General features: G+C 55.3%; 11 protein-coding genes. 8 read left to right on the top strand and 3 right to left on the bottom strand.

All coding sequences use genetic code 11. The annotated features are described in order from the left end of the window. Window positions 1–8: 8 nt before the first annotated feature. On the top strand, window positions 9–551 hold the full coding sequence (gene tadA, locus OGV82_RS08635) for a tRNA adenosine(34) deaminase TadA (protein ID WP_286462699.1): 543 nt from the start codon (window positions 9–11) through the stop codon (window positions 549–551). Between the two features lie 36 nt (window positions 552–587). Here tadA and mltF read toward each other — a convergent pair whose 3' ends face one another. Next, complete coding sequence (mltF, locus tag OGV82_RS08640) at window positions 588–2,135, bottom strand: membrane-bound lytic murein transglycosylase MltF (protein ID WP_047461956.1); 1,548 nt, start codon at window positions 2,133–2,135, stop codon at window positions 588–590. 267 nt (window positions 2,136–2,402) lie between these two features. Between mltF and purL the strand changes: the two genes are divergently transcribed. The 5 genes from purL (at window position 2,403) to glnB (ending at window position 11,384) form a co-directional block, all read left to right on the top strand. Next, on the top strand, window positions 2,403–6,290 hold the full coding sequence (purL, locus tag OGV82_RS08645) for a phosphoribosylformylglycinamidine synthase (protein ID WP_047461958.1): 3,888 nt from the start codon (window positions 2,403–2,405) through the stop codon (window positions 6,288–6,290). A 1,147-nt stretch (window positions 6,291–7,437) separates the two neighbouring features. Then, window positions 7,438–8,868: a two component system sensor histidine kinase QseE/GlrK gene (qseE, locus tag OGV82_RS08650; RefSeq protein WP_047461964.1), complete on the top strand. Its 1,431-nt coding sequence runs from the start codon at window positions 7,438–7,440 to the stop codon at window positions 8,866–8,868. A 23-nt stretch (window positions 8,869–8,891) separates the two neighbouring features. Then, window positions 8,892–9,635: a two-component system QseEF-associated lipoprotein QseG gene (gene qseG, locus OGV82_RS08655; RefSeq protein WP_047461968.1), complete on the top strand. Its 744-nt coding sequence runs from the start codon at window positions 8,892–8,894 to the stop codon at window positions 9,633–9,635. Beyond that, a complete protein-coding gene (gene glrR / locus OGV82_RS08660) occupies window positions 9,635–10,969 on the top strand; it encodes a two-component system response regulator GlrR (RefSeq protein WP_308385615.1) in 1,335 nt (444 codons plus the stop codon). The genes qseG and glrR overlap by 1 nt, the downstream gene beginning before the upstream one ends. Before the next feature lie 76 nt (window positions 10,970–11,045). Continuing rightward, a complete protein-coding gene (gene glnB, locus OGV82_RS08665) occupies window positions 11,046–11,384 on the top strand; it encodes a nitrogen regulatory protein P-II (RefSeq protein WP_002914032.1) in 339 nt (112 codons plus the stop codon). Window positions 11,385–11,480: 96 nt separating this feature from the next. On the opposite strand, the gene hmpA is transcribed toward glnB, so the two are convergent. Next, window positions 11,481–12,671, bottom strand: coding sequence for an NO-inducible flavohemoprotein (hmpA, locus tag OGV82_RS08670; RefSeq protein WP_012131231.1), 1,191 nt, complete (start codon window positions 12,669–12,671; stop codon window positions 11,481–11,483). A 326-nt stretch (window positions 12,672–12,997) separates the two neighbouring features. Here hmpA and glyA point away from each other — a divergent pair, with 326 nt between their 5' ends. Next, window positions 12,998–14,251 carry a serine hydroxymethyltransferase gene (gene glyA, locus OGV82_RS08675; RefSeq protein ID WP_047461974.1) on the top strand — a complete coding sequence of 418 codons (1,254 nt, stop codon included), beginning with the start codon at window positions 12,998–13,000 and terminating at the stop codon, window positions 14,249–14,251. A gap of 183 nt (window positions 14,252–14,434) precedes the next feature. On the opposite strand, the gene OGV82_RS08680 is transcribed toward glyA, so the two are convergent. Beyond that, window positions 14,435–15,628 (bottom strand): ROK family transcriptional regulator, encoded by a 1,194-nt coding sequence (locus tag OGV82_RS08680; protein WP_286462705.1) that lies wholly within the window; start codon window positions 15,626–15,628, stop codon window positions 14,435–14,437. A gap of 114 nt (window positions 15,629–15,742) precedes the next feature. Here OGV82_RS08680 and OGV82_RS08685 point away from each other — a divergent pair, with 114 nt between their 5' ends. Next, on the top strand, window positions 15,743–19,009 hold the full coding sequence (locus OGV82_RS08685; protein WP_047461980.1) for a DUF5107 domain-containing protein: 3,267 nt from the start codon (window positions 15,743–15,745) through the stop codon (window positions 19,007–19,009). The last annotated feature ends 46 nt before the right edge of the window (window positions 19,010–19,055 follow it).

A 19,055-nucleotide genomic window follows, 5' to 3' on the forward strand; every position in this document is an offset into this window, starting at 1 on the left:
TAGCGCCCATGTATAATGCGCCCGCTTTTATTACCGGAGTGTCTCCTTTGTCTGATGTTGAATTTAGCCACGAATACTGGATGCGTCATGCGTTGACGCTGGCGAAACGCGCCTGGGATGAGCGTGAAGTGCCGGTTGGCGCGGTATTGGTGCATAACAATCGCGTCATTGGCGAAGGCTGGAACCGTCCGATAGGTCATCATGATCCCACTGCGCACGCTGAAATCATGGCGTTACGTCAGGGCGGGCTGGTGCTTCAGAACTACCGTTTGCTGGATACCACGCTTTACGTGACGCTGGAGCCGTGCGTGATGTGTGCGGGAGCAATGGTACACAGCCGCATTGATCGGGTGGTATTTGGCGCTCGCGACGCGAAAACCGGCGCGGCAGGGTCGCTGATGGACGTATTGCATCATCCGGGCATGAACCACCGCGTAGAGATCACCGAAGGTGTGTTACGCGATGAGTGCGCAGCGCTGCTCAGTGATTTCTTCCGCATGCGTCGCCAGGAGATCAAAGCGCTAAAAAAATCTTCGCAAGAATCGTTGTAGGGCGGCCAGGGCGCGAAAGCGTCCAGCCCTGTGAGATTAGTTTTCGTCTTTCTTCTTCAGTGAAAACGGCAAAGAAGGAGAGTGTGACAGGTAGTTCGATGACGGCTGCGATAAGAAAGAAGAGAAAGGAAATGTCTCCGTATCAAACTCGGCCGGAGACACTGCCGGGTAATCCTGCGCCAGCTTTATCGCTTCTGCCGTCTGCTTCTCTTTTTCTTGCAGATAGCCGACCAGGCTAATCTGATACTTCCGAATATTTTCCACATAAGCGTAGGCTTCATGCCCGCGCGCATAGCCGTACGTCAGCTTGCTGTAATATTGTTTCTGGCTGAGCAGCGGCAGCCGTTGTTTTACATCGGCCCAGCTATCCGGGTTGCCCCTGGTTTTAACCGTCAACGCACGGGCGTCAAGCATATGTGCATAACCCATGTTATAGGCGGCGAGCGCAAACCAGATACGCTCCTCTTCCGGCACGGTTTCAGGCACTTTACCCATCATATCCTGGATATAACGCACACCGCCGCTGATGCTTTGTTCCGCATCGGTACGATCCGTCAGCCCCAGACTTTGCGCGGTGTTTTTGGTGAGCATCATCAGACCGCGAACGCCCGTCGGGGAGGTGGCCAGCGGGTCCCAGTGCGACTCCTGATAGGAAATTGCGGCCAGCAGGCGCCAGTCTATCTCCTGCGCGTATTTTTCAAACAACGGCTGAAGATCGGGCAGTACGCCGTCCACGGCCCGCAGGAAGGTGCGGGTATCGACATAATCAAAATCGTCGCCGTGCCCCAGATACTTCTCTTCCATACGCGCCAGTGAGCCGTCTTCATTAATAGCGTTGAAGAAATCAAGCAGCGCAGCGGAAAGCGTGTTGTCATCGTCCAGTTGGCTAAACCAGGTGACAGGCTGCTCATCGGTGACATCCAGCGCGACGGCCAGTTCAGGATGTACGCGCTGGAACAGGCTGATCGCGACAGAATCGGCAATGGTATAGTCCAGATTGCCGCTGATGACTTCACTGAGCAGCGCCGCTGTCCCTTTTTTGTCATCGACTTTCCAGCTCAGATCGGGAAATTTAGTCTCTTTCAGCGCCTGCAAGTCATTTACCACGACATGCCCAGGCGCGATAGAGAGCTGGTTTTCATTCACCGTGGCCAGCGTGCGAGGCCGGTATTGTCCTACCCGGTAAACCAGCTGTTGCGAAACGGAATAGTAGGTCGGGCCGGGTTGATAATTCTTCACGCGCTCGCTGTTGTAAACCAGTCCTGCCGCCAGCAGATCGGCGTTGCCATTATCTAAATCGTCAAATAGCTGGCTGATATTCTGGCGTACGGTAATTTTCAGCTTTACGCCAAGATAGCTGGCGAACTGCTGCGCCAGTTCGTAATCCAGACCGTACTTTTTTCCGTTAATGCGGGCATAGGTCAGCGGCGACTCTATTGTTGAGACGCGTAACTCTCCCCGCGATTGGATCGCGGCGATACGATTGTCGGCTTTGCCGAACCAGGGGATTGATGGCCAGAGGGCCGCTGCCAGCAGCAGAGTCAATATGCCGATGAACAGATAATTAATCTTTAATTTTTTCAATTAGTTAATTCTCTGAATCGTGCGTAATCTCAGCCTGCTAATGTCATTTTGGTGGGTTAAAATCATCATGAATGTGCGGCATTTTGCGCAACAATGCGCCAGTTGGCAACTAATTAGAATGATTGGCCGCACCGTATGATAAGAAAAGGCGGCGATTTTATTTCGACGCAAACGGTTTCGTCGGGGCGTCAGATTCTTTATAATGTCGCCCGTTTCCCCCCTTGCGCACACTTAAAGCGCCTCAGGCGCTTCGAAGACGAGAGACTTATGATGGAAATTCTGCGTGGTTCGCCTGCACTGTCTGCATTCCGTATTAACAAACTGCTGGCGCGTTTTCAGGCGGCCAATCTTCAGGTCCACAATATTTACGCTGAGTATGTCCATTTTGCTGACCTGAGCGCCCCCTTAAACGAGGATGAGCACGCGCAACTTGCACGTTTGCTGAAATATGGGCCGAGCTTAAGCAGCCATACCCCTGAAGGAAAGCTGCTGCTGGTCACGCCGCGTCCTGGCACCATCTCCCCCTGGTCTTCCAAAGCGACTGATATCGCCCATAACTGCGGTCTGCAACAGGTAAGCCGCCTGGAGCGTGGCGTTGCATACTACGTTGAAGCCGCTACGCTCACGGCTGAACAGTGGCAGACGATTGCCGCTGAACTGCACGACCGGATGATGGAGACCGTGTTCTCTTCTTTATCTGATGCGGAAAAACTGTTTGTTCATCACCAGCCTGCGCCGGTTGCCAGTGTGGATCTGCTGGGTGAAGGGCGTCAGGCGCTGACTGACGCCAACCTGCGTCTGGGTCTGGCGCTGGCGGATGACGAAATTGATTACCTGCAAGACGCCTTCACGAAGCTGGGGCGCAATCCGAACGATATCGAGCTGTATATGTTCGCGCAGGCAAACTCCGAACACTGTCGCCATAAGATTTTTAACGCTGACTGGGTTATCGACGGGAAACCGCAGCCGAAGTCGTTGTTTAAGATGATCAAAAACACCTTTGAAACCACGCCGGATCATGTGTTGTCTGCCTATAAAGATAACGCGGCGGTGATGGAAGGTTCTGACGTGGGACGCTACTTTGCTGACCACGAGAGCGGTCGCTATGACTTCCATCAGGAGCCCGCGCATATCCTGATGAAGGTGGAAACCCATAACCACCCGACGGCAATCTCGCCGTGGCCGGGCGCGGCGACCGGTTCCGGTGGTGAGATTCGTGATGAAGGCGCAACCGGACGCGGCGCGAAGCCAAAAGCGGGTCTGGTGGGCTTCTCCGTGTCTAACCTGCGTATTCCGGGCTTTGAGCAGCCGTGGGAAGAAGATTTTGGTAAACCAGAGCGTATCGTTACCGCGCTGGACATTATGACCGAAGGCCCGCTGGGCGGCGCGGCGTTTAATAATGAATTTGGTCGCCCGGCGTTGAACGGGTACTTCCGTACTTACGAAGAAAAAGTAAACAGCCACAACGGCGAAGAGCTGCGCGGCTACCACAAGCCGATCATGCTGGCGGGCGGGATCGGCAACATCCGCGCCGATCACGTACAGAAAGGCGAGATCGTCGTTGGCGCGAAGCTGATCGTGCTTGGTGGGCCGGCGATGAACATTGGTCTGGGGGGCGGGGCGGCGTCCTCTATGGCTTCTGGTCAGTCGGATGCGGATCTCGACTTTGCCTCCGTACAGCGTGATAACCCGGAAATGGAACGTCGCTGCCAGGAAGTGATCGACCGCTGCTGGCAGTTAGGCGATGCCAACCCGGTCCTGTTTATTCACGACGTCGGGGCCGGCGGTCTCTCCAACGCGATGCCGGAGCTGGTGAGCGACGGCGGGCGCGGCGGTAAATTTGAGTTGCGCGATATCCTCAGCGATGAGCCGGGCATGAGCCCGCTGGAAATCTGGTGTAACGAGTCTCAGGAGCGTTATGTGCTGGCCGTGGCCGCCGACCAGTTGCCGCTGTTTGATGAGTTGTGCAAGCGTGAGCGCGCGCCGTATGCGGTGATCGGTGAGGCCACCGAAGAACAGCATCTGTCCCTGAACGACCGTCATTTCGATAATCAACCGATCGATCTGCCGCTGGACGTGCTGCTGGGTAAAACGCCGAAAATGACCCGCGACGTGCAGACGCTGACAGCGAAAGGCGATGCGCTGGATCGTGCTGATATCACGATTGCTGACGCGGTTAAACGGGTTCTGCATCTGCCGACCGTGGCGGAGAAAACATTCCTGGTGACCATCGGCGACCGTACCGTGACCGGTATGGTGGCGCGCGATCAGATGGTCGGCCCGTGGCAGGTGCCGGTGGCGAACTGCGCGGTGACCACCGCCAGCCTCGACAGCTACTACGGCGAAGCGATGTCTATCGGCGAACGTGCGCCGGTAGCGTTGCTGGACTTTGCCGCTTCCGCCCGTCTGGCCGTTGGCGAAGCGCTGACGAACATCGCCGCGACCCAGATTGGCAATATCAAACGCATCAAGCTGTCCGCAAACTGGATGGCGGCGGCCGGTCATCCGGGTGAAGATGCCGGTCTGTATGACGCGGTGAAAGCGGTAGGCGAAGAACTCTGCCCGCAGCTTGGCCTGACGATTCCGGTGGGCAAAGACTCTATGTCGATGAAAACCCGCTGGCAGGAAGGCAACGAGCAGCGCGAAATGACCTCGCCGCTGTCGCTGGTGATTTCCGCGTTTGCCCGCGTGGAAGATGTGCGTCATACCGTCACGCCGCAGCTCTCGACCGAAGATAACGCGCTGCTGCTGATCGATTTGGGTCAGGGGCATAACGCGCTGGGCGCAACGGCGCTGGCGCAGGTGTATCGTCAACTGGGCGACAAACCGGCAGACGTGCGCGATGTGGCGCAGTTGAAAGGCTTCTACGATGCGATTCAGGCGCTGGTGGCGCAGCGTAAACTGCTGGCGTATCACGACCGTTCCGACGGCGGCCTGCTGGTCACGCTTGCCGAGATGGCCTTTACCGGTCACTGCGGCATCCAGGTCGATATTGCAACATCTGGCGACGATCGTCTGGCGGCGCTGTTTAACGAAGAGCTGGGCGCAGTGATTCAGGTGCGGGCGGCCGATCGCGAAGCGGTCGAGGCGCTGCTGGCGAAGCATGGTCTGAGTGACTGCGTACACTATTTAGGTCAGGCCGTTTCCGGCGACCGTTTTGTGATTGAATCCAATGGGCAGGTTGTCTTCAGCGAAAGCCGCACCACGCTTCGTACCTGGTGGGCGGAAACGACCTGGCAGATGCAGCGCCTGCGCGACAACCCGGAATGTGCCGATCAGGAACATGACGCAAAAACCAACGATGCCGACCCGGGTCTGAACGTGAAATTGTCGTTCGATATCAATGAAGATATCGCCGCGCCGTATATTGCTACCGGCGCGCGTCCGAAGGTTGCCGTACTGCGCGAACAGGGCGTGAACTCCCACGTTGAGATGGCGGCGGCGTTCCATCGCGCGGGCTTTGACGCGATTGATGTGCATATGAGCGATCTGCTGGCTGGCCGTATTGGGCTGGGTAATTTCCAGGCGCTGGTTGCCTGTGGCGGTTTCTCTTACGGTGACGTGCTGGGCGCGGGTGAAGGCTGGGCGAAATCGATTCTGTTCAACAATCGCGTACGCGACGAGTTCGAAACGTTCTTCCACCGCCCGCAGACGCTGGCGCTTGGCGTATGTAACGGTTGCCAGATGATGTCTAACCTGCGTGAACTGATTCCGGGGAGCGAGCTGTGGCCGCGTTTTGTGCGTAACCATTCTGACCGTTTTGAAGCGCGTTTCAGCCTGGTGGAAGTGACCCAAAGCCCGTCTCTGCTGTTGCAGGGAATGGTTGGCTCACAGATGCCTGTCGCGGTGTCCCACGGTGAAGGGCGCGTTGAAGTGCGTGACGATGCGCATCTGGCTGGGCTGGAAAGCAAAGGTCTGGTTGCGCTGCGTTATGTCGATAACTTCGGTAAGGTTACGGAAAACTACCCGGCCAACCCTAACGGATCGCCAAACGGCATCACTGCCGTTACCACGGAAAACGGCCGCGCCACCATTATGATGCCGCACCCGGAGCGCGTCTTCCGTACCGTCAGCAACTCCTGGCACCCGGAAAACTGGGGCGAAGACAGCCCGTGGATGCGTATTTTCCGCAATGCGCGTAAGCAGTTAGGTTAATCCGCACGTAAATGGCCCGATAAGCAAAGCGCTATCGGGCCTGGACATACGCGTAGGCCGGATAAGGCGAAGCCGCCATCCGGCAAGGAAGCTTCCGTGAAGGGCGTGTATTTATTCGTTAAACGGAGAACCTTTTTATTCTGGTAAATTTTTCCGTTCACTTTATGTCCCGCATTTCTCTGAAGACTCAGTACCCGTGAACGTGCAAGGGAGGCTCACCGCCGCCTCCCTTGCAACCCTGGCTCTCCGGCAAGGAAAATCGCCGCTGCGCGGTTTATTCGCCTTATTCCGTCTGCCTTTCGGGTCGGGGTCGAGCCTGCGTCCCGGCAGGCCGTCCCCTCCGCCCGCGTCCCTGCGGGCGGACCCGGTCAGCCGTCAACGTCTCATCGATTTTCAGCCGGAACAGGGGCATTGCTGCAATGCTCTGATTTTCAGCCGCACCGGTTTTGCTGTTAAAAAACAAACCGTGGAAATGGTCAGGTGCGGGCGGGGCCGGCTGAAAATTGCCGACGTGTTTCCGTAAGGCCCCCTTAACTCGTTCACGGGTGATGAAGCGCCAGAGAAATGCGGGACATAAAGTGAACGGCATAATACTCCGGGATACTATGTTCTCTCTTCAGAATAATTTCGCTCACTGGATGGCAATATTTTTTGCCCAGCCATCAACCATAAAGGTGTCGGGAAATGCCGACATCAGTAGATTGTTTGTGTCTCCAAAAGGAGACATTTAACTCATTGATTTACAAAGATAGCGTAAGGTTTGTTTTTAGGTGTCTCTGAATGGCGACACCTTGCTGAAATTTTGTTCGTTTTGTAACGGTGATGATTTCTCTATAAAACCAAATAAAATCATAATGTTAATTATTTGTTTTTAAAATTGGCACACTTACTGCATAATAGTAACCAGTGGCTCATTCACCTTCTTATGTCAGCCCCTTCGGGAAGCGCTACATAAACTTCGAATGACGCACAACAAGGTGCCTGCCGTCCAACTTCTGATAATAGCGTCGCTTTATCAACCACCGGGCGAAACGTCGAGTTAGGCACCGCCTTATTCCATAACAAAGCCGGGTTAATCCCGGCTTTGTTGTATCTGATGTTCCCCTCGGTTAGCATCCTTGTATCCTTATCCGATGAGAGTAACGCCTTGAAGCGCTGGTCTGTTTTCCCCCGGTCCTTGCGACAACTGGTTATGCTGGCATTTCTGCTGATTCTGTTGCCTTTGTTGGTACTGGCCTGGCAGGCCTGGCAAAGTCTCAACGCGCTCAGCGCCCAGGCGGCGCAGACTAACCGCACCACGCTGATAGATGCCCGGCGCAGCGAAGCGATGACCAACGTGGCGCTGGAGATGGAGCGCAGCTACCGGCAATATTGCGTGCTCGACGACCGTACGCTGGCGAAGGTGTATCAGAGCCAGCGAAAACGCTACAGCGAAATGCTGGACGCACATGCGGGAGTATTGCCGGACGCTAAACTTTACCAGGCGCTACGCGATGATCTGAACGGCCTTGCACAATTACAGTGTAAAAATAGCGGCCCTGACGCTACCGCCGCCGCGCGGCTGGAGGCTTTTGCCAACGCCAATACGGAAATGGTGCAGGCAACGCGCACGGTGGTGTTCTCGCGCGGGCAGCAGTTACAGCAGGAAATCGCAGAGCGCGGACAATTCTTTGGCTGGCAGGCGCTGGTGCTGTTTCTGGTCAGTCTGGCGATGGTGCTGCTTTTTACAAGGATGATCATTGGGCCGGTGAAAGGGATAGAACGGATGATTAACCGGCTGGGAGAAGGGCGCTCTCTGGGGAATACCGTGTCGTTTACCGGGCCGCGCGAGCTGCGTTCGGTGGGGCAGCGCATTATCTGGTTGAGTGAACGTCTGTCCTGGCTGGAATCCCAACGGCATCAGTTTTTACGTCACCTGTCGCATGAGCTGAAAACGCCGCTGGCCAGTATGCGCGAAGGGACAGAGCTACTGGCCGATCAGGTCGTGGGGCCGTTGACGCCGGAGCAAAAAGAGGTCGTCGGCATTCTGGACGATAGCAGCCGCAACTTACAGAAGTTGATTGAGCAACTGCTTGATTACAACAGGAAACTGGCGGACAGCGCGATTGAGATGGAAACCGTGGAGCTTGAACCGCTGGTGGATATGGTGGTTTCCGCTCACAGTTTGCCTGCGCGCGCTAAAATGATGCATACCGAGGTCAGGCTGGCTATCGACAGCTGTCTGGCCGAGCCGATGCTATTAATGAGCGTGCTGGACAATCTTTATTCCAATGCGGTGCACTATGGCGCTGAATCCGGTAACATTTGTATTCGCAGCAATGTATATGGTTCAAAGGCGCACATTGATGTGATCAATACGGGCACGCCGATCCCGGAAGCGGAAAGAGCCATGATTTTTGAACCCTTTTTCCAGGGAAGCCATCAGCGTAAAGGTGCGGTGAAGGGGAGCGGATTAGGGTTAAGTATCGCCAGGGACTGCATCCGTCGTATGCAGGGGGAACTGTATCTGGTCGATGAGAATGCGCAAGAAGTTTGCTTCCGTATCGAACTGCCGCTATCTGCATCGAAAAACCACTAAAAATGAAGCTAAGCCTGGTGAGTATGCCACACGTTTTTGTTCGAGTTCTGAAGCGATTATTTCCCCGAAGAGGATGGTTAGCGAGTGTGCCTTGCCTGGTGCTGATGGGGTGCGCGCCACATGCCGCGAAGCATGTCGTAAATGATGCGTCGCAGGAAAAAATTCCACCGTATCAGCTGGCGGATTATCTCTCTACCGACTGTACGGATATCTGGTTACTCAAAGGACCATCGACGGATAACAATCCGCTTTACTGGCAGCGGGCGATTGATTGTGCCGATCGCCTGTTGCCCGTTCAGTCACGCAATGAAGCGCGGGCGCTGGAAGATGGCAGCTGGCAGAACACGTTCAAACGCGGGATTCTGCTGGCGGATGCTAAAATTACGCCCCTTGAACGGCGCGATATGGTCACTCGCCTCGATGCGCTAAGCGCGCAAATTCCCGCTCAGGTGCGCCCGCTTTATCAGCTCTGGCGCGACGGTCAGGCGCTACAGTTACAGCTTGCCGAAGAGCGCCAGCGTTACAGTAAACTCCAGCAAGCGTCGGATAGCGAGCTTGATACGTTGCGTCAGCAGCATCAGCACTTACAGGCGCAGCTCGATCTCACGACGCGTAAGCTGGAGAATCTGACTGATATTGAGCGCCAGCTCTCCACGCGCAAACCCGCAGGCAACTACAATCCTGACGCGACACACGGAAATGATAAACCCGCAGCGCCTGATGACGGCGCATCTTCCACACTGCCACAAGATGAGGTAACGCCATGATAAGCCGCAAACCGGCACATCTGCTGCTCGTGGACGATGACCCGGGGCTGTTGAAACTGCTGGGGATGCGCCTGACCAGCGAAGGCTACAGCGTCGTGACGGCGGAAAGCGGTCAGGAAGGGCTGCGCGTACTGAATCGCGAGAAAGTGGATCTGGTCATTAGCGATCTGCGGATGGATGAAATGGATGGCATGCAGCTGTTCACGGAAATCCAGAAAGTCCAGCCTGGCATGCCCGTCATCATTTTGACCGCACACGGCTCCATTCCTGATGCGGTGGCGGCGACGCAAAAAGGCGTGTTTAGCTTTCTGACCAAACCGGTCGATAAAGATGCGCTGTATCAGGCCATTGATGACGCGCTTGAACAATCGGCGCCAGCAATGGACGACAGCTGGCGCGAATCAATCGTTACGCGCAGTCCGTTGATGATACGCCTGCTGGAACAGGCGTGGATGGTGGCGCAATCGGATGTCAGCGTGCTGATTAACGGGCAAAGCGGCACCGGGAAAGAGATTTTCGCGCAGGCTATCCATAACGCCAGCCCGCGCAGCAGTAAACCTTTCATCGCCATTAACTGCGGCGCGCTGCCGGAACAGCTACTGGAGTCCGAACTATTTGGCCACGCGCGCGGGGCGTTTACCGGCGCGGTCAGCAACCGTGAAGGGTTATTTCAGGCGGCGGAAGGCGGCACGCTGTTTCTTGACGAAATCGGCGATATGCCCGCGCCGTTACAGGTTAAGCTGCTGCGCGTTCTGCAAGAGCGCAAAGTCAGACCGCTTGGCAGCAATCGCGATATCGATATTGATGTGCGCATTATCTCCGCAACGCACCGCGATCTGCCTAAGGCGATGGCACGGGGTGAATTTCGCGAAGACTTATATTACCGTCTGAACGTGGTGAGTCTGAAGATCCCGACGCTGGCGGAGCGTACGGAAGATATTCCGCTGCTGGCGAATCATCTTCTGCGCCAGTCAGCAGAGCGGCATAAACCGTTTGTGCGGGCGTTTTCAACGGATGCGATGAAGCGTCTGATGACCGCAAGCTGGCCGGGAAACGTGCGTCAGTTGGTGAACGTTATTGAGCAGTGCGTGGCGTTAACTTCCTCGCCGGTCATCAGCGACGCGCTGGTGGAGCAGGCGCTGGAAGGCGAAAATACGGCGCTGCCGACGTTTGTTGAGGCGCGTAATCAGTTTGAGCTTAACTACTTGCGTAAACTGCTGCAAATCACCAAAGGGAATGTCACCCATGCGGCGAGAATGGCAGGGCGTAACCGGACGGAATTTTATAAGCTGCTCTCGCGCCATGAGTTAGATGCAAACGATTTCAAAGAGTAGTTTTCATGCCGTAAAGTAGCGTGAATTATGTTACGTTTATCAGATTAAAAGACAGGCGACCTTTTCAAGGAATAGCATGAAAAAGATTGATGCGATTATTAAACCCTTCAAGCTGGACGACGTCCGTGAAGCGCTGGCTGAGGTAGGCATTACCGGTATGACGGTTACTGAAGTGAAAGGCTTTGGGCGTCAGAAAGGCCATACCGAGCTGTACCGTGGCGCGGAATATATGGTGGATTTTCTGCCGAAGGTGAAAATTGAAATCGTGGTGACCGACGATATCGTGGATACCTGCGTTGACACCATTATTCGCACCGCGCAGACGGGGAAAATCGGTGACGGTAAAATTTTCGTCTTTGACGTTGCGCGCGTGATTCGTATTCGTACCGGTGAAGAAGACGACGCGGCAATTTAAGCCGCGTCGTGCTTGCCGGATGGCGGTGTAAACACCTTATCCGGCCTACAAAATCCCGTAGGCCTGATAAGCGTAGCGCCATCAGGCATGACTTAATTACAGCACTTTATGTGGGCCGAAGCATTCGTAATGAATGTTTTCGCTTTTCACGCCCAGCCCTGTCAGCTGCTTCGCAGCAAACTGCATAAAGCCGACCGGACCGCACAGATAAAACTGCATTGCCGGATCGCTGATCGCACTTTCCAGTTTATTTAAATCCATCAGACCTGTGCTGTCGAACGCGCCATTCGCACGATCGGCTTCTGTCGGTTCGCGATACCAGGTATGTGCGGTAAAGCGCGGCAGGGTTTTACCCAGCTCGCTCACTTCATCTGCGAACGCATGCACGTCGCCGTTTTCCGCCGCGTGGAACCAGTTCACCTGCGCGGTGTGGTTGGCTTTGGTCAGCGTATCCAGCATAGCCAGCATTGGAGTCTGGCCGACGCCTGCGGAAATCAGGGAAACAGGCGTGTCCGTTGCGACATCCATGAAGAAATCACCAGCCGGAGCGGCTAAGTGGACGATATCGCCGACGCTTGCGTGGTTGTGCAGCCAGCTGGAAACCTGACCGCCATCTTCACGCTTAACTGCGATGCGATAACCTTTACCATCCGGCTTGCGGGTCAGGGAATACTGACGGATCTCCTGATGCGGGAAGCCTTCCGGTTTCAGCCATACCCCCAGGTATTGACCCGGATGATATTCTGCGACCGGGCCGCCATCGACCGGTTCAAATTCAAAGCTGGTAATCAGGGCGCTGCGCGGCGTTTTCGCGACGATGCGGAACGGACGAGTGCCTTCCCAGCCGCCATTCTTGCTGGCGTTTTCGCTGTAGATTTGCGCTTCGCGATTGATAAAGACATTGGCCAGAACGCCATACGCTTTACCCCAGGCATCCAGCACTTCCTGGCCCGGGCTGAACATTTCGTCCAGCGTTGCCAGCAGGTGGCCGCCAACGATGTTGTACTGTTCTGGTTTGATCTGGAAACTGGTGTGCTTCTGGGCGATTTTTTCTACCGCAGGCAGCAGCGCAGGCAGGTTTTCGATATTGCTGGCATAGGCCGCGATGGCGTTAAACAGCGCTTCACGTTGATCGCCATTTCGCTGGTTACTCATGTTAAAAATTTCTTTGAGTTCAGGGTTGTGGGTAAACATGCGATCGTAGAAATGGGCGGTCAGTTTTGGACCGGTTTCAACCAGCAGGGGAATGGTGGCTTTTACTGTGGCGATGGTTTGAGCGTCAAGCATACTGTCTTCCTTTATCTGAGACTTTAATGATGTATGTCAAATACATCTTATAAAAAATAACCCTGTATTGTAAATGGTTCTTTGTAACTTTGCGTTTTTAACGTTACAACGTGAAAAATCTGCATCACAAACCTGAAAAGAAATCTGTTGAAATTCGTAAGGTCTTCATTCGACAAAGCCTTGTACAGCATGAAGGTAATCGTTTGCGTAAAATCCTTTGTCAAGACCTGTTATCGCAGAATGATTCGGTTATACTGTTGGCCGTTGTCCCACGGGATTGCCTTTTTAGGCCAAAAATTTATCGTTAGCTGAGTCAGGAGATGCGGATGTTAAAGCGTGAAATGAACATTGCCGATTATGATGCCGAACTGTGGCAGGCTATGGAGCAGGAAAAAGTACGTCAGGAAGAGCACATCGAACTGATCGCCTCCGAAAACTACACCAGCCCGCGCGTGATGCAGGCGCAGGGATCTCAGCTGACCAACAAATACGCTGAAGGATATCCGGGCAAGCGCTACTACGGCGGTTGCGAATATGTGGATGTCGTTGAGCAACTGGCGATTGACCGCGCGAAAGAACTGTTTGGCGCAGACTACGCCAACGTCCAGCCGCACTCTGGTTCTCAGGCTAACTTCGCGGTCTACACTGCGCTGCTGCAACCGGGCGACACCGTTCTGGGTATGAACCTGGCGCAAGGTGGCCACCTGACTCACGGTTCTCCGGTAAACTTCTCCGGTAAACTGTACAACATCGTGCCTTACGGCATCGATGAGTCCGGTAAAATTGACTACGAAGAGATGGCGAAGCTGGCTCAGGCTCACAAACCGAAGATGATCATCGGCGGCTTCTCTGCTTATTCCGGCGTCGTTGACTGGGCAAAAATGCGTGAAATTGCCGACAGCATTGGCGCGTACCTGTTTGTTGATATGGCGCACGTCGCGGGTCTTATCGCCGCAGACGTTTATCCGAACCCGGTTCCGCATGCTCACGTTGTGACCACCACCACGCACAAAACCCTGGCGGGTCCGCGCGGCGGCCTGATCCTGGCGAAAGGCGGCGACGAAGAATTGTACAAAAAACTGAACTCTGCCGTTTTCCCTAGTGCTCAGGGTGGCCCGCTGATGCATGTGATCGCCGGTAAAGCGGTGGCGCTGAAAGAAGCGATGGAACCGGAGTTCAAAGTCTACCAGCAGCAGGTTGCCAAAAACGCCAAAGCGATGGTGGAAGTGTTCCTGAACCGTGGCTACAAAGTGGTTTCCGGCGGTACGGAGAACCACCTGTTCCTGCTGGATCTGGTGGACAAAAACCTGACCGGTAAAGAAGCTGACGCCGCGCTGGGTCGTGCCAACATCACCGTTAACAAAAACAGCGTGCCGAACGATCCGAAGAGCCCGTTTGTTACTTCCGGTATCCGTATCGGTTCTCCGGCCATTACGCGTCGCGGCTTTAAAGAAGCAGAAGCCAAAGAGCTGGCTGGCTGGATGTGCGATGTGCTGGACAACATCAACGATGAAGCGGTTATCGAGCGCATCAAAGGCAAAGTGCTGGACATCTGCGCACGCTTCCCGGTTTACGCGTAAGCGATACGCCAGGCATCGTGAAAAAGGCTTCCTGCGGGAAGCCTTTTTTATTTCCGGGTCACGCCGTGCGGGCGAATCCAGGCGTGACTTTGATACCCGGTTATATGAATAATTTTAATACCGCGCCGGTGGTTTTCGTTCGACAAGCGAGTCTCCTTTCATCGCTGGGTGTCGGACTTATACTCAGAGCGCGTTTAGCTGTGATTCGACGTACAGATAGCCGATCCCCATCAACTGTTGCGAACGACTGAGTGTGCCAAAGCCGATCCGGGTGGACCTTGCCTGCGGGTTATCGCCATGATCAAAGGGATTAAACCCCGTTTGCTGCACCAGCGTATTCAGCCAGCTTTCGCCAAAGGCGCAACTGCGGCCATAAATCCAGATTTGGTTAATGTTAAGGATATTCAGAAAGTTATATAAACTCAGGCCAATCGCGCTGGCGGCGTGTTCCACCCAGGCCTGGATGCGGACATCGCCCTGTTGCCAGGCGGTAATCAGTTGATCGATGGTGATAGTTTCTGGGTCGCAATCCGCCGTGGGCTGCGTTTTCATCCACCGTCGGGCCTGTTTTTTAAGCGCGCTGAGCGAGGACACGGTTTCCAGACAGCCATAGCGGCCGCAATCACAGGCTACCCCGTCCGGGTTGACGATGGTATGTCCGATCTGACCGCTGCCATACAAACTGCCGCGCCAGATGTTGTCGTTGATGACAAAGGAGGAACCAATCCCGTAATCGACGTTAATGACGCAGAAATCGCGGTTTGCCGCCGGGTTTTGCCACTTCTCCGCCAGCGCCAGCATCACGCAGTCATTGTCTAACCGCACCTGTACGCCGAGCATCTCTTCCAGCAAATATTTAATCTCAACCGGGGTTTTCCACGGTGCCTGCGGCATGGTTTTTGACGCCCCGGTAATGGGATCGACCTGACCGTGAACGCCTAATGCCAGATTGATGGTCACGTCGGGATAGCGCTGACGATATTCCCGCCAGTGCGCGGCAAGCGCGGTCAGCAAGGCTTTTGGCGAACCGGCATTGATCTCCGCATGGCGCCAGTCGCCCACGGCGACCAGACGCGCATCTGCCAGCTGGCTGGTGATGCTGGTGGGCGTCACGTTCATGCACAGCGTCCAGTCTCCCTGTTCGGGCAGATGATAGCTGCCGCTACTCAGCCCTCGTTGGCTTAACGTCTCCCGGGAATGGCAAATTCTTCCCTCATCGATCAACTCCTCCAGAATATTGCTGACCGCCGGAATCGACAGGCCGCTGAGCTGCGCCAGCCGGGATTTACTGAGCTGTTTTTCACGCCACAGGTGCGACAGAAAGATCTGCTTGTTGGCTTGCCTGACCCGGGCGTTATTGAACCCTGTACGCTGCATACACTTAACTCCCTTAACTATATTGCGTGAGCATTGCGTATTTTAACGCCAGTTATCTGCCACAGAATAGCAGCAAGGTGAAATTTTACTTTTGTTTGTTTAGTGGAGAATGACATGTACGGTTCAGTTAAGGTCTGGCAGGAAACACTCTCACTCCCTACGTGGACAACCGGCGAAGAAGATCCGAACCCGATGTTCCTGGAAAAGCGGGTTTATCAGGGGTCTTCAGGCGCGGTTTATCCTTATGGCGTCATCGATACGCTGACCGGTGAACGTGAAATGCGCGAGTATCAGGCAGTCTGGATGGAGAATGATTTTATTCGCATCATGCTGTTGCCGGAGCTGGGCGGACGTATTCATCGCGCGTATGACAAAGTGCAGCAGCGTGATTTTGTTTACTACAACGAAGTGGTGAAACCCGCGCTGGTCGGGCTGCTGGGGCCGTGGATCTCCGGTGGGATTGAATTTAACTGGCCGCAGCATCACCGTCCAACCACATTTATGCCAGTGGATTTTACCTGTCAGCAGGGCGAACACGGAGAACAAACCGTGTGGATGGGGGAAGTGGAACCTATGCGCGGCTTGCAGGTGATGACCGGATTTACGCTGTACCCCGATCGGGCATTAATTGAAATCACCGGAAAAGTCTTTAACGGCAACGCTACGCCGCGCCATTTTTTGTGGTGGGCGAACCCGGCGGTGAAAGGCGGAGACGACCACCAGAGCGTCTTCCCGCCGGACGTTACTGCCGTATATGACCACGGTAAACGGGATGTCTCCGCCTTTCCGATCGCGACGGGTACTTATTACAAAGTGGACTACTCTGCCGGCGTGGATATCTCGCGTTATAAAAATGTGCCGGTGCCGACCTCTTATATGGCTGAAAAGTCAGATTATGATTTTGTCGGCGCCTGGCATCATGGCGAACGAGGGGGACTGCTGCATGTGGCCGACCACCATATTTCGCCGGGTAAAAAACAGTGGACGTGGGGATACGGTGATTTCGGCGTGGCCTGGGATCGCAACCTGACCGATGACAACGGCCCGTACATTGAACTCATGACCGGGGTCTTCACCGACAACCAGCCTGATTTTACCTGGCTTGCGCCGTATGAAGAGAAAGTCTTCGTGCAAAATTTCCTGCCCTACAGTGAACTGGGCATGGTGCAAAATGCCAGTACGCAGCTTGCGCTGCGCCTTGAGCGAGAAGGGAACCAGCTTTCATCCGGCGTTTATGCCGTTGCGCCGCTACATGACGTTCAGGTAACGCTTTGTGCTCAGGGGCAACCATTCTTTGAAAAAACACTCACGCTGGAACCCGGTCAAAGCTGGCGCGCCGATCTTTCTGACGCGGGCCACGCGCGGGTGAAAATGACCGTTGCCCGTCGTGATGGCGTCACACTGCTGGCGTATGAGGAGCATATCGCGGAGGACTTGCCGTTGCCGAAAGCGGCCTGCGCGCCCGAACTGCCAGAGGCGCTGTCCTGTACTGATGAGCTCTATTTTATTGGTCAGCATCTGGAGCAGTACAACCATGCCAGCCGCTATGCAGAAGAGTATTACCAGCGAGCGCTGGACGTGGACCCGCATGACTATCGCAACAATGTCGCGCTGGGCACGCTGGCGCTGAATCGTGCGGACTGGGCGCAGGCAGAGCGCTGTGCGCAGTCTGCCTTACAGCGGGCGCATAAGCTCAATAAAAATCCGCGTGATGGGGAAGCGAGTATGCTGCTGGCCGCCGCGCTGGAACGCCAGGGCAAGGACGACCTCGCCCGTGAGCACTACTACAAAGCCAGCTGGAGCGGCAACTGTCGTGACGCGGCCTTCTGGTCGCTGGCGCGAATCGCCATGAAGCGGAATGATTACGCCGATGCGCTGGAGAAAGTGAATCTGAGTTTGCGCTTTAATGGCAGCAATAATCTGGCGATGGGGCTGAAAGCACTGGCTCTGGCCGGACTCGGGCGCACAACCGAAGCGCTGGCGTATATTTCACAGCAGCTTATTGAGTACCCGCTGAGTTACACCCTGCATTATGCGCGCTGGGCTATCCGTCAGGATGAGGCGGCGAAAGAGGCGCTTATCGCCATTACCGGGCGCCGTGGCGCCAACGCCTGCGAGCTGGCGGGCTGGCTGGTCTCTTGTGGGCAAAAAGAGGCCGCCCGCGCGGTGCTGACGCTGCTCGACAGCCAGGAGACGCTGCCCATGCTGTGGCGCGCGTCGCTGAGTGATGATCCGCAACCGTTTATTGCGCTGGCTCGCGACTGTTTGCACAACCGCGTTCGTTTTCCCAACACGCTCGACGAAGTGCAAATGCTGCAAACGCTGTCGGATTGCGCCTTCGCTCGCTATCTGCTGGGTTGTTTCTGGTACAGCAAGCGTTGTTATGAAGAGGCGGTGAATTGCTGGCAGTTTACGCTGGAGCAGGAACCGAATTTCGCGCCGGCGCATCGGCTGCTGGGGATTTACGCCTGGAACAAACAGCACGATGCGCAGAAAGCGCTGAAATACCTGTCTCAGGCGGTTGCGCTGGAGCCGAAGAATGCCCGCTTCCTGTTTGAGCTGGATTATCTGAACAAACTGATGGCAGCGCCAGCCGAGGCGCGTTTACAACGGCTGGAGGCCAGCAAAGAGATTGTTTTCCATCGCGACGATCTGACCGTGGAATTGCTTAGCGTATGGAATAGCCTCGGTCGCTACGAAGCGGCCGCCGGGGTGTTGCGCGAACGTGTTTTTCACCCCTGGGAAGGCGGGGAGGGCAAAGCCACCGGGCAATATTTACTGAATCAGATCCATCAGGCGCTGGAGGTTATTCGCCGTGGCGAGCTGCAAAACGCCACCGTTTTGCTTCAGCAGGCGTTGCACTATCCGCACAATCTCGGCGAGGGGCGTTTACCGGGACAAACGGATAATGACATCTGGTATTTGCTGGGCTATTGCGCGCGCCAGCAAGGTCATCATGATGAGGCGCAGCGCTATTTCACCCGCGCGACTCGCGGAGGCAGCTCGCTGGACGCGGGACGTTACTACAATGACCAGCCGGTGGATTATCTCTTCTGGCAGGGGATGGCGCTGAAAGCGTCAGGTGACTGCACTGAAGCGAACCTTCTTTTCCAGAGTTTCCTGCAATGGGTGGAGACGCAGCGTGACAAGGTTCCCGACGTCGATTTCTTCGCCGTATCGTTACCGGATCTGGTCGTGCTGGATACACCCGCGCAGGAGAAACACCAGCAGCACTGCCTGTTCATTACCGCGCTGGGCCATCTGGGGCTGGGCGATATCCCGGCGTGCCAGCAGGCGCTAAACGCGCTCCTGCAACGCAATCCGACGCATGACAAGGCGCAGCTGCTGCGCCATGCGCTCAACGTACCGTTATTTCAATAGACCCTGAACAGGTGGAGGCGACTCCACCTGAAACCTGCTGTTCCCT

The sequence above is a fragment of the Citrobacter sp. CK191 genome, assembly GCF_030333435.1.
Taxonomy (GTDB): domain Bacteria; phylum Pseudomonadota; class Gammaproteobacteria; order Enterobacterales; family Enterobacteriaceae; genus Citrobacter_B; species Citrobacter_B koseri.